This is a genomic window from Micromonospora sp. NPDC005203 (assembly GCF_042872705.1).
In the GTDB taxonomy this organism is placed as follows: Bacteria; Actinomycetota; Actinomycetes; order Mycobacteriales; family Micromonosporaceae; genus Micromonospora.
In genome coordinates, this window is sequence record NZ_JBIAKV010000015.1 from 58350 (window position 1) to 70832 (window position 12483).

At 72.4% G+C, this 12483-nt stretch carries 7 protein-coding genes and 2 pseudogenes; 7 read left to right on the forward strand and 2 right to left on the reverse strand.

All coding sequences use genetic code 11. From position 1 onward, the window contains the following. Positions 1-277, forward strand: a pseudogene (locus ACFYPM_RS26865) (hypothetical protein); the annotation flags it as partial. Here the strand turns inward: ACFYPM_RS26865 and ACFYPM_RS26870 are convergent. Next, positions 261-2927, reverse strand: a complete 2667-nt coding sequence (locus tag ACFYPM_RS26870; protein WP_387202604.1) for a glucosidase — start codon at positions 2925-2927, stop codon at positions 261-263. The pseudogene ACFYPM_RS26865 and the gene ACFYPM_RS26870 sit on opposite strands and share 17 nt — an antisense overlap. Before the next feature lie 81 nt (positions 2928-3008). On the opposite strand from ACFYPM_RS26870, the gene ACFYPM_RS26875 reads away from it, so the two are divergent. From ACFYPM_RS26875 to ACFYPM_RS26895, 5 genes are all read left to right on the forward strand, one after another. Next, a complete protein-coding gene (locus tag ACFYPM_RS26875; RefSeq protein WP_387202410.1) occupies positions 3009-4952 on the forward strand; it encodes an amylo-alpha-1,6-glucosidase in 1944 nt (647 codons plus the stop codon). Between the two features lie 138 nt (positions 4953-5090). After that, entirely contained in the window at positions 5091-6425 is a 1335-nt protein-coding gene (locus ACFYPM_RS26880) for a glycosyltransferase family 4 protein (protein ID WP_387202413.1), read from the forward strand. Positions 6426-6508: 83 nt separating this feature from the next. Then, positions 6509-8263 (forward strand): protein kinase, encoded by a 1755-nt coding sequence (locus ACFYPM_RS26885; RefSeq protein ID WP_387202415.1) that lies wholly within the window; start codon positions 6509-6511, stop codon positions 8261-8263. A 119-nt stretch (positions 8264-8382) separates the two neighbouring features. Beyond that, positions 8383-10005 (forward strand): serine/threonine-protein kinase, encoded by a 1623-nt coding sequence (locus ACFYPM_RS26890; protein WP_387202418.1) that lies wholly within the window; start codon positions 8383-8385, stop codon positions 10003-10005. A 103-nt stretch (positions 10006-10108) separates the two neighbouring features. Continuing rightward, complete coding sequence (locus ACFYPM_RS26895) at positions 10109-10918, forward strand: metal-dependent hydrolase (protein ID WP_357248543.1); 810 nt, start codon at positions 10109-10111, stop codon at positions 10916-10918. A gap of 89 nt (positions 10919-11007) precedes the next feature. On the opposite strand, the pseudogene ACFYPM_RS26900 reads toward ACFYPM_RS26895, so the two are convergent. After that, positions 11008-11271, reverse strand: a pseudogene (locus ACFYPM_RS26900) (hypothetical protein); the annotation flags it as partial. A 104-nt stretch (positions 11272-11375) separates the two neighbouring features. Here ACFYPM_RS26900 and ACFYPM_RS26905 point away from each other — a divergent pair. Then, positions 11376-12407 carry a LacI family DNA-binding transcriptional regulator gene (locus ACFYPM_RS26905; protein WP_387202607.1) on the forward strand — a complete coding sequence of 344 codons (1032 nt, stop codon included), beginning with the start codon at positions 11376-11378 and terminating at the stop codon, positions 12405-12407. Positions 12408-12483: the final 76 nt, after the last annotated feature.

A 12483-nucleotide genomic window follows, 5' to 3' on the forward strand; every position in this document is an offset into this window, starting at 1 on the left:
GGCCCGGCACGGCGCAGCGCGGCCCGGCACGGCGCAGCGCGGCCCGGCACGGCGCAGCGCGGCCCGGCACGGCGCAGCGCGGCCCGGCACGGCGCAGCGCGGCCCGGCACGGCGCAGCGCGGCCCGGCACGGCGCAGCGCGGCCCGGCACGGCGCACGGCGCGGCACGGCCCGGCGCACGGCACGGCACGGCGCACGGCACGGCACGGCGCACCGCGCGCGGCACGCCCACGGCGCGGCGCGCGCAGCGGATCGGGGCGTTCAGCGGCGCAGCGTGAGGATCAGGTCGGCCACCAGGGCTGTCCAGCCGGTCTGGTGCCAGGCGCCCAGGCCGGCACCGTTGTCGCCGTGGAAGTACTCGGGGAAGGCGATCAGGTCGCGCCAGTCGGGGTGGGTCTGGAAGAGCTGGCACGCGCCGTAGATGGGTCGCCGACCCCAGTCGTCCTGGGTGAAGAGTGAGATCAGCCGAGCCGACAGGTCATCGGCGATCTCGTCGAGGCTGCGTTTCACCCCGGAGCGGGTCGGATATTCCACCTGGAGGTCGTCGCCGAAGAACGCGGCGTAGTCGCGCAGGGCGCTGACCAGGAGGAAGTTCGTCGGCATCCAGATCGGTCCGCGCCAGTTCGAGTTGCCGCCGAACAGGCCGCTCGTCGACTCGGCCGGCTCGTAGCCGACGGAGAACTCCTGCCCGCCGAGGGTGACCGAGAACGGCTTGTCCAGGTGCGCGCGGGACAGCGTCCGCAGGCCGAAGTCGGAGAGGAACTCGTCGGGGTCGAGCATCCGGGCGAGCAGCCGGACCACCTGCTCCTGGCCGACCATGGACAGCAGCCGCTGCTGCCGACCGTCCGGGCCGAGGCGGCGGGTGCCGATCACCTGCGCGTACTCCGGGCGGTTGGTGAGGAACCAGCGCAACCGCGCGCCCAGCTCCGGTAGGTGGTGCAGGGTCTTCGCGGTGAGCCGGGTGGTCGCGGCCAACGGCAGCAGCCCGACCACGGAACGGACCTTCAGCGGCACCTTCGTGCCGTCGGCGAGGCGCAACACGTCGTAGAAGAACGCGTCCTCGTCGTCCCACAACCCCTGCTCGTACGCGGCGGCGGCGATGTAGAGGAAGTGTTCGAAGAACTTGGTGGCGGTGTCCACCCAGGTCCGGTCGTGCTCGGCGAGCACGACCGCCATGTCCAGCAGGTTGAGGGCGTACATGGCCATCCAGCCGGTGCCGTCGGACTGCTCCAACACGCCCGCCACCGGCAGCGCCGCCGACCTGTCGAACGGCCCGACGTTGTCCAGCCCGAGGAAGCCGCCCTCGAAGACGTTGTTGCCGCCGGTGTCCTTGCGGTTGACCCACCAGGTGAAGTTGAGCAGCAGCTTGTGCATCACCCGGGCCAGGAACTCGTAGTCCCGCCCTCCGTCGATCTCGAACACCTTCAGCGCCGCCCAGGCGTGCACCGGCGGGTTCACGTCACCGAAGGCCCACTCGTACGCCGGGATCTGTCCGTTGGGGTGCAGGTACCACTCGCGGAGCAGGAGCAGGATCTGCTCCTTGGCGAAACCCGGGTCGACCCGGGCGATGCTCACGCAGTGGAAGGCCAGGTCCCAGGCCGCGTACCAGGGATACTCCCAGGGGTCGGGCATGGAGATGACGTCGAAGCTGGTCATGTGCCACCAGGCGCTGTTGCGCCCGTGTCGACGCCCGGCCGGCGGCGTCGAGCCCGGGTCGCCTTCGAGCCAGCGTTTGACGTCGAAGTGGTAGAACTGCTTGCCCCACATCAGCCCGGCGATCGCCTGCCGGGCCACCAGCGCCTCGTCGGCGGTGGCGGCCGGTGGGATCACCCCGGCGAAGAACCGGTTCGCCTCGGCCCGCCGCGCCCACACCACGGCCTCGAAGCCCTCGCTGAGGTCGGCCGGGGGCGGCGGCGCGGCGGCCGGCGGCGACGCGGTACGGGTCAGCCGCAGCCGAATCTGGCGCTGCCCGCCGGCTGGCACGTCGAGCACGTAGTGCAGCGCGCCCTTGGTGCCCTCCCGCGCGGGGTTGACGGTGGCCGCGCCGTTGACCACGTGGTCGTTGATGCCGTCCTTGGGGTACGGCGAGCGGCCGGGCAGGCCCCAGAGTCGCTCGGCGTTCGTGTCGTTGTCGCAGAGCAGCGGCACCGGGCCGCCGTCACCCTCCAGCAGCAGTTGGCCGAGCACGCGGTGCTCGCCGACGAGCCGGGTGCCCTGCCCGGTCAGCGTGGGGATGCGGTCACCACCGGGCAGGCCCCAGGCCCACGTGTTGCGGAACCACAGGGTGGGCAGCACGTGCAGGGTTGCCGCCCGGTCGCCCCGGTTGGCCACGGTGATCACCATGCACAGGTCGGTCGGGGACGCCTTGGCGTAGTCGACGGTCACCGCCCAGTACCTGTCGTCGTCGAAGATCCCGGTGTCGACCAGCTCGTACTCGGTGTCGTCGCGGCCACGCAACGCGTTCACCGCGACGAGTTCGTCGTACGGAAAGGCGGCCTGCGGGTAGTGGTAGCGCCAGCGCATCCAGGAGTGGGTGGGCGTGGAGTCCTCGTACCACCAATATTCCTTGACGTCCTCGCCGTGGTTGCCGCTGTCGCCGCCGAGGCCGAACATCCGCTCCTTGAGGATCGGATCCTTGCCGTTCCACAGCGCGAGGGCGAACGCGAACGTCTGCCGTTCGTCGCAGACGCCGGCCATCCCGTCTTCGTTCCACCGGTAAGCTCTGGATCGCGCGTGGTCATGTGGGAAGTAGTCCCAGGCCGTACCGTGCTCGCTGTAGTCCTCCCGTACCGTCCCCCACGCCCGTTCGGACAGATAGGGACCCCATGCGCGCCAGTCCTGCTCCCCCGAGTCCGCCTGGGCGAGCCGGAGCCGCTCGGCGTCGGGTGGCGAGGCGTCGGAGGACGATCGGTCAGTGATCACGTGCATATCTTTGACGTCGCCGCGGTACTTGACCACAGCGGCCATTCTCGTCGTGGCGTGTTACACCCCGCCGCCGGTGGAGGAAAGTTGATTGACATTCACTTCGGCCCGCAGGTCTGCGGCGATCTGACCAGCGCGGCCAGCCGGGAGTGGCTGGTTCCGGACGGTCTCGGCGGCTATGCGATGGGCACCGTCGCCGGGCTGCGGACCCGCCGCTACCACGGTCTGCTCGTGGTCCCCGGTGAAACCCCGGCGTCCCGTCACGTGGGACTGGTCAGTCTGGACCCGGCGGTCACCCTGCCGTCCGGTGCGCGGGTCCGGCTCGGCGCGCACGAGTGGTCCTCCGGCGACGTGGATCCGCGCGGCTTCGAGCTGTTGGAACGCTTCGACCTGGTCGACGGCCTGCCCCGGTGGCGGTGGCGGATCGGTGCGGTGGTGATCGAACGGGAGGTGGCCATGCTGCCCGGCCGCTCCTGTGTGGCGGTGGTGCACCGGCTGGTCGCCGGCGGGCCCGTCCGGCTGGAGCTGTCCGCCGCCTGCACGTGGCGCGACGCGCACGGCGAGCGGCGGGCCGACGGCCCGACTCCGCAGGTCGAGTCGGTGGCCGGCGGTGCGGTGGTCGAGGGCGCGTACCGGCTGGCCGGGCCGGGCTGGACGCCCGAGGGGCAGTGGTGGCTGGGCGTGCACCACCGCGAGGAGGCCAAGCGGGGTCTGCACCCCGACGAGGACCTCTGGTACGCGGGGCGCTTCGTCGGCGAGTTGGAGCGCCCCGGCGACACGGTGTCGGTGCGGGCCTGGGCCGATCCGCTCGACCAGGAGCCCATCGCGGCGGAGGAGATCGTGGCGACGGCCCGGCGGCGCAACCGGCAGGTGGTGGCGACGGCGAGGCCGGCCGACGACGTGGAGGCCACCCTGGTGCTGGCCGCCGACGCGTTCGTGGTGCGCGCAGGCGACGCGCCAGCGGACGTGGTCGCCGGCTACCCGTGGTTCGGGGCCTGGTCCCGCGACACGATGATCTCGTACGAGGGGTTGTTCCTCTGCACGGGCCGGGCCGCTGAGGGGCGCGAGCTGCTGCGCTCGTACGCGGCGACGCTGTCCGAGGGAATGCTGGCCAACACGGCCGACACCGGTCGGGTGGAGTACAACACCGTCGATGGCACGCTGTGGTTCCTGCACGCGGTGAGCCGGCACGTCACGGTCACCGGTGACACCGATCTCGGCGACGAGCTGCTGCCCGCGCTGCGTGCGGTGATCGACGCTCACGTGGCGGGCACCCGGTACGGGATCGCCGTCGACCCGGCCGACGGCCTCCTCACCCAGGGCGCCGCCGGCACCGCCCTGACCTGGATGGACGCCCGGGTGTACGGGGTGCCGGTCACCCCGCGTACCGGCAAGCCGGTCGAGGTCAACGCGTTGTGGATCAACGGGCTGGCCGGGCTCGCGGAGCTGACCGAGCTGGCCGGGCAGGACGCGGACGAGCTGTGGCGACGGCACGGGCAGGCGACCGCCTCGTTCCGGGAGCGTTTCCCGGCGCCGACCGGCTGGTTGCACGACGTGCTGGACGCGCCCGCTCCGGCGTACCCACTGGGTGGGGCCGCCCTGCACGACGACGACGCGCTGCGTCCCAACCAGTTGCTGGCCTGGTCTCTGCCGTTCGCGCCGTTGGAGCCGGACGAGGCGACGTTGCGCCGCGTCGCGGACGGGTTGCTCACCCCGCTCGGGCCGCGCAGCCTCGCTCCGGATTCGTCGGAGTTCGTGGGCCGGCACCGGGGTGGCCCCGCCGAGCGCGACGGGGGCTACCACCAGGGCACGGTGTGGCCGTGGCTGCTCGGCCCGTACGTCGACGCCGCCCGCCGGGGCAAGATGTCAGTCGATGACATGTTCGTTGGGATTGAGTCTCATCTGACCGAATATGGATTAGGCTCGGTAAGCGAGACGGCCGACGGCCTCGCGCCGCACGCCGCGACCGGCTGCCCATTCCAGGCGTGGTCGGTGGCCGAGCTGCTGCGGGTGCGCCGAAAGGGCCAGTAGCGCTTTACACGACCGCAACGGTGGTGTCGCCGCCGGTTATCTCGATCCCGGCAGGATTGGCCCCGATCCAGACGCGACGGCGACATCGAGTTCCGGTGTCGGTCGGCGCGCGCCCGGGGACAACTCAAAGGGGGCCGCATGTCACCCGACGCCCACGTGATCGACATTCACGCCGCCCGGCAACTGCGGGTGTTGATGCTGTCCTGGGAGTACCCGCCGGTGCTCGTCGGCGGCCTCGGCCGCCACGTGCACGCCCTCTCCGTCGCCCTCGCCGCCGCCGGCCACGAGGTCACCGTCGTCACCCGCCACACCGACGGCGCACCCATGGAGGAGTACGCCGACGGCGTCCGCATCCTGCGCGCCCCCGAAGACCCCGTCGCCTTCCCCCTCGCCACCGACTCCCTGCTGGCCTGGACCATGGCCTTCAACCACACCCTCACCCGCACCGCACTACGCGCCACCCAGGCCGGCAGCTACGACGTCATCCACGCCCACGACTGGCTCGTCGCCCACAGCGCCATCTCCCTGGCCGAGCACCTGGACCTGCCCCTGGTCACCACCATGCACGCCACCGAGGCCGGGCGGCACCAGGGCTGGCTGCCGGAGGAGATGAACCGCACCATCCACGGCGTCGAGCAGTGGCTCAGCAACGAGTCCGGCCGGGTGATCGTCTGCTCCGGGTACATGCGGGAGCAGGTGAAGGCCCTGTTCGACGTCCCGGCCACCCAGGTCGACGTGGTGCCCAACGGGGTCGACGGCCGGGCCTGGCGGGCCCGTCCACGCGCGGTCGCGTCGGCCCGGGCACGGTTCGCCGGGGACGGCCCGTTGATCGGGTACGCCGGACGGCTGGTCTACGAGAAGGGCGTCCAGCATCTGGTGCACGCGGTCCCCCGGCTGCGCGAGCGGCACCCGGGTCTGCGCGTGGTGATCGCCGGCGACGGCCCGTACCGGCCCGAGTTGGAAGCCCAGGCTCGACGGCTGGCGCTCGGCTCGACCGTCCGGTTCACCGGTTTCCTCGACTCCACCCAACTGCCGGCGATGCTCGGCGCCACCGACGCGACAGTCGTGCCCAGCCTCTACGAGCCGTTCGGCATGGTGGCGCTGGAGGCGGCAGCCGCCGGGGCGCCACTGGCGGTGGCCCGTACCGGCGGCCTCGCCGAGATCGTGGAGTCCGGCGTGACCGGGGTGACGTTCCCGCACAGCGACCCCGATGCGCTCGCCGGCGCGGTCGGTCAACTGCTCGACGACGAGGTCTTCGCCCGACGGGTGGCGCGCCGGGCCCGCACGATGGTCGGCGAACAGTACGGGTGGGCCACGATCGCCGCCCGCACGGCCGCCAGCTACGCCGCGGCCCGCCGCGAGCACGATCCGCTCCAGGCCCGGCGTGCCTCCGCCCGACTGGCTGGTGGACGTGCCCGGATCGCCATCCCGGAGGGCAATCTGCTCGCGCGCGTGGACCACGCCGCCTGCTGAGCCGAGTCGGACTACCGATAGGTGACTTCCGATCCGCTGGTTAGGGTGTAGCCCGGACAGCGGTTGAGGAGGAGCGTGCGCAGGTGCTGATCGCCGGTCGGTACCGGCTGCTCGACCTGGTGGGTCGCGGGGGCATGGGTCGGGTGTGGCTGGCCCGCGACGAGATGCTGCACCGCGAGGTCGCCGTCAAGGAGATCGTGCCGCCCACCTGGCTGGCCGACCACGAGCGGGCCGAGGTGCGCTCGCGCACCCTGCGGGAGGCGCGCGCGGCGGCCCGGCTCAACCACCCCGCTGTGGTCCGGCTCTACGACGTCATCTCGGTCGACGACAATCCGTGGATCGTGATGGAGTACGTCCCGTCCCGCACGCTCCAGGACGTGGTCGACGCCGAAGGGCCACTGGAGCCCTCCCGCGCCGCCCGGATCGGCCTCGCCGTGCTCGACGCGCTGCACGCCGCGCACACCGCCGGGGTGCTGCACCGCGACATCAAGCCGCAGAACGTGCTGGTGGCGCACGACGGACGGGTGATGCTCACCGACTTCGGGCTGGCCACCTTCGACGGCGGCGACGGCGTGACGACCCGCCCCGGGATGGTCTTCGGCTCCCCGCAGTACGTCGCCCCGGAGCGGGCCGCCGAGGGGGCGTCCACGGTCGCCGCCGACCTGTGGTCCCTCGGAGCGACCCTGCACGCCGCGGTGGAGGGCCGCTCCCCGTACGCCCGCAGCACCGCGATGGCGACCCTGAGCGCACTGGCCGCCGGGCCGCCGGACCCGGCCCCGCACGCCGGGGCGCTCGCGCCGGTACTCGCGGGGCTGTTGCGCCGCGACCCGCGCGATCGCCTCGACCACGAGGCGGCCCGCCGGTTGCTGGTCCGGGCGGCGATCGGCCACACCGATGCGCCGCCGGCGTCGGCCACGACCTCGGGGCTGGGGCCGGGGTTGAGGTCGGGGCCGGGATTGGGGTTGGGGCCGGCGGGTCGGCTCGGGTCGGTGACGGAAGACCCGACCGCCGGGGCCGACGGGTCGGCCGATCAGGAGCCGACAGTTGCGCTTTCCCAACCCGGTCGGGCCGCGGGTGATGCGGTTGCGGTGCCCAGCGGATCGACGGCGCGCCGCACGTCACGGCGGGTCGCGCTGATCGCCGTGTCACTCCTGGTGGCCGTGGCCGCCGGTGTCGGCACCGCGCTGGCCCTCACCGCTGACCAGCCCACCGACACCGTCGCCCGGCCCTCCGACCCACCGCCGTACGCCCCGCCGAACGGCGGCGGCCGGGACGGCCCGTACGGTCCCGGCCCCAACCGACACCGACCGCCACCCGGCGGTCCCGGCGTGGCCCCACCACCGTTCGCCTGCGTGCGCCCGGACATCGGCGGTGCGCCGGTCGCGGCCCGCGCGCCGGCTCCCGGCGAATGGTTCCGCCCGCCGCCCGGCTGGGTCTGGCACGCCGACACCGCCGGCTTCCGGGTCTCCGTGCCGGCGACCTGGCACTACTCCCGCGACGGTGTGGTGGCCTGTTTCCAGGACCCGGCGACCGGCCGGGCGTTCAGCATCGCCGCGGGTGGCGCCGCCGACCCGCTGGCCGCGCTGCAGGCGGTCCGCGACATGGCTGCCGTGGGCGGGGCACTACCGGAGTACGACGAGATCCAACTTGCCGCGCGCGACGGTGGCGCGGAGTGGGAGTGCCGCTGGCGGGCACCTGACGGTCCACTGCTGCACGCCCGACAACTCGTCGTCGGCACCGCCCCCTGGACGCTGGGCTGGACCACCGCCGACGAGGACTGGGCGGCGGCCGACACCGACTGGTCCGTGGTGCGAAAGAGTTTCCGACCACCCCGCTGACCTGCACCGTACGGCCATGATCCGGACCACCGTCCGGCGTGGATCGAGGCCGGTCAGCGGATGAGAATGCCGGCACCTGTGGCTATCGTGTAACCCGGGGTGACCAAGGGGGAGCGACCGTGCATCAGTTGCTGATCGCGGGTCGGTACCGGCTGCTCGACCTGGTCGGCACCGGCGGGATGGGGCGGGTGTGGCTTGCTCGCGACGAGATGCTGCACCGCGACGTCGCCGTGAAGGAGGTCGTGCCGCCGTCCTGGCTGGCCGAGGCCGAACGCGAGGAGTCGCGGCTGCGGACGCTGCGCGAGGCCCGCACCGCTGCCCGGCTCAATCACCCCAATGTGGTTCGGATCTACGACGTGGTGCACGACCGGGAGAGCCCCTGGATCGTGATGGAGTACGTGCCGTCCCGGTCGGTGCAGCAGATCATCAGCGACGAGGGGCCCCTGAGCCCGCAACGCACCGCCCAGATCGGGTTGGCGGTGCTCGCCGCGCTGCGGGCCGCGCACGCCGCCGGGGTGCTGCACCGCGACGTGAAGCCGCACAACGTGCTGGTCGCCGACGACGGGCGGGTGGTGCTCACCGACTTCGGGCTGGCCACCTTCGACGGTGGCGAGGGTGCGATGACCGGGCCGGGCACGGTGCTCGGCTCGCCGCAGTTCGTCGCGCCGGAGCGGGCCCGCGATGGGGTGTCGGATCCGCGTACCGACATGTGGTCGCTGGGCGCGACGCTGTACGCGACGGTCGAGGGGCAGTCACCGTACGCCCGGTCCAGCGCGATGGCGACCCTCAGCGCGCTGGCCACCGACCCACCGGACCCGATGCGCCGCGCCGGTCCGATGCGCCCCGCGCTCAACGGTCTGCTGCAACGTGACCCCTGGCGACGGTTGACCGCCTCCGAGGTGGAGCCGCTGCTGCGCCGCGCCGCGGCGGGCCACGACCAGCCGGTCGGGCCGACGCGGTCCGCGGCGCTGACCGCGGTACGCAGCGCGGGCCGGGCCGTCCTGCCCGTCCGGGTCGACCCGGCCGCCGTACCCGCCGATGCGCCGGCACCGAAACGCGCGCCGGGCACCCGACCCGGCAGGCGGCGTCTGCTCGTCCTGGGCGGAGCGGCCACCGCCCTGCTCGTCGCCGCGGGTGTGACGCTGACGCTTGTCGACCACAACACCGAGCGCACACCACCGTCGGGGTCCGGAGGCGGCGCGCCGACCCCCCGGCCGGCCGCGTTCGCCTGCGCGGCGCCACCGCCGACGGCCACTCCGGTGGCCTCGAAGTCACGCCCGGCGGACGCGCCGTACCAACTGCGCGTGGGCTGGACCTGGCACGACGATCCGGCCGGGTTTCGGATTGCCGTGCCGGTGGGCTGGACACGCTGGACCGAAGGGGCGGTGACCTGCTTCCGGGAGCACGACGGCGCCCGGGTGCTCAGCGTCGAGGCAGGGCCGGCGCGGGCCGACCCGGTGGCGTACTGGGAGGCCGAGGAGGCGCGACTCACCTCCGGCGACGCGCTGCTGAACGGCTACCTCCGGGTGGACATCTCCGCGATGGACATCTTCGAGGGCGGGGCGGTCTGGGAGTGCGGCTGGAGGAACGCCGCAGGTGAACAGCTGCACAGCTTCCGGTTGCTGGCCAACACCTCGGCCGACCGTTCCTACACCGTCTCGTGGATGACAAAAGAGTTCGACTGGCAGGTCAACGCGGCATACTTGCCGATGATCCGGCAGAGCTTCACCCCAGCTCTCTGACGACGTCCGATGTGGACCCTCCGGGTGATGCCCCTGCGACGCCGACGCTGACTACAGTGGCGTAGTTTTGGGCGCTCAAGATCCCTGGGGAGGGTGAGCCGACATGATGGGACCACAGCACGCGTTGTCCGGCGCGGCGGCGTGGTTGGCGGGGTCCTGGGCACTGGACCAGTTCGCCGACTATCACCAGTCGCCGCTCGCGTTGGCGGTGGGCACCGCGGTGTGTGCCGGCGGCGCGCTCTTTCCCGACCTCGACATGTCCGGCAAGGTGACCAAGAACCAGGGTGGTGCCACGGTGGCCCGCACCTTCGGCGTCTTCTCGCTCTTCGCCGCCGAGGTGATGGAGAAGATCTCGCTCGGCGTCTACTACGCCACGAAGCTCAGCAGGGACCCCCGCCGCAACAACGGGCACCGGACGCTGACCCACACGCTGCCGTTCACTCTGCTGGTCGGCTGGGGCACCACCGCGCTCTGCGCCGCGTACGGTAAGTGGGCCGTCATCACCATCCTGTTCTTCATGTTCGGCCTGGCGCTACGCGGGCTGTTCGACGAGTGGGCCGAACGTGCCGGATGGGTGATCATCACCCTCGCGTCGGCCGGAGCCGCCTGGTTCACCTTCGCCAACCTGCCGGGAGGTCGCGGCTATCCGCTGATCGGCACGGCCCTGGGCGTGGGCTGCTTCGTGCACATCCTCGGTGACATGATCACCAGGGCGGGCGTGCCGATCCTCTGGCCGATCCCGATCAAGCGGCGGATGTGGATGATGGTCGGCCTACCCAACAGCATCGCCCTGCGGGTCGGCAGCAAGGCCGAGGTGGTCGGGATGCGCATCGCACTGACCGTCGTCTCGGCGCTCGCCACCGTCGGCCTGATCGCGCCCTCGGTGCTGAGCCGGTTCGACATCGACCTCTGACCAACCCGGCCCCCCGCACCACCCCCGCGCCACCCCCGCGCCCGCGCCCGCGCCAGCGCCAGCGCCCGCGCCCTCGCCCCCTCGCCCTCGCCGTCGCCCTCGCCGTCGCCGTCGCCCTCGCCGTCGCCCTCGCCGTCGCCCTCGCCGTCGCCGTCGCCGTCGCCGTCGCTTGCAAGATCGTGCTCGATCCTTGTTGTAGTGGCCTCGGTTCGGGCTGAGGGGACTACAACCAGGATCGAGTGCGATCTTGAGGAGCGCGCCCCCTCCGGGACCCACCAGCGGGGCGTGCGGCGCGGTGGAGGAGCGGGCGCGGGGTCTGGCGTGACCGCTGAAGTCTTTTCGACATCCGCTATTGACGTCGCCGTAACAGGTGGCCTAGCGTCCTGTCGAACCGCTTCGTCGAACCGCTTCGACGCACAGGTAGGAGCCCCCGGCTGTGGAGGTACGCGTGGCCACCATGCACGATGTCGCCCGCCTCGCGCAGGTCTCGGTCAGCACCGTCTCGTACGTGCTCACCGGCGCCCGGCCGATCTCCCAGGCCACCCGGGACAGGGTGCTCGCCGCGATGACGGAGCTCGACTACCAGCCCAACGCGATGGCCCGTGGTCTGGCCAGCCGGCGCAGCCGGATCCTCGGCCTGCTGATGCCGATGGACGAGCGTGGCCTCGGCGCCACCGAAACCGCCTTCGTCACCGGCGCCGCCTCGGCGGCCAGCGCGGCCGGCTACCACCTCGTACTCTCGCCGGTCGGCGGTGGCGACCTCGACGACCTGCGGCGGCTGGCCACCCAGCGGATGCTCGACGGCGTCGTGCTGATGGAGGTCCAGCTCGCCGACGAGCGGGTCACCGTGCTTCAGGAGGCCGGCGTGCCGCTGGTGTTGATCGGTCGGACCGGCGACACCAGCGCGCTCTCCTACGTCGACATCGACTTCGACCAGACCGTCCGGGAGGCCGTCGCGCACCTGGTTGGTCTGGGGCACCGGCGGGTCGTCTACGTCAACCACTCGGCCGCGACGCTGGCCAGCGGATACGGCCCCGCGCTGCGTACCCGGGATGCTTTTGTCGCGGCGATGACCGGACACGGTCTCGACCCGCTGATGATCACCGCCGAGGACAGCGCCGCCGGCGGCCGTGCGGCCCTGGCCGACGCGTTCGCGCAGGCCCCGGAGCTGACCGCCGTGCTCGCCATGAACGAGACCGCGATCTTCGGCATTCTCGGCGAGTTGACCGGTCGTGGCTTGTCGGTGCCCGACGACGTCTCCGTCGTCTCGATGGTCACCTCGCCGCAGGTGGCCGAACTGGCGACGCCGGCGCTGACCGCGATGACGTCACCCGGTTCGGCGCTGGGTCGGATCGCGATCGAGGCGCTGGTGCGCCACCTGGACGGCGCCGGCAATCGGCTCCACCAACAACTGCTGCCGTGCTCGCTGGAGATCCGGGGTTCGACAGCCGCACCACGAAGCCGTCAACTCATGGGGGCTGACCAGTAGAAACGGCCCGCCGCCGCGCGGCAACGCGACGACGGGCCCGATGCAGTACCGCTAGATACTCAACGAGGAGGATAGT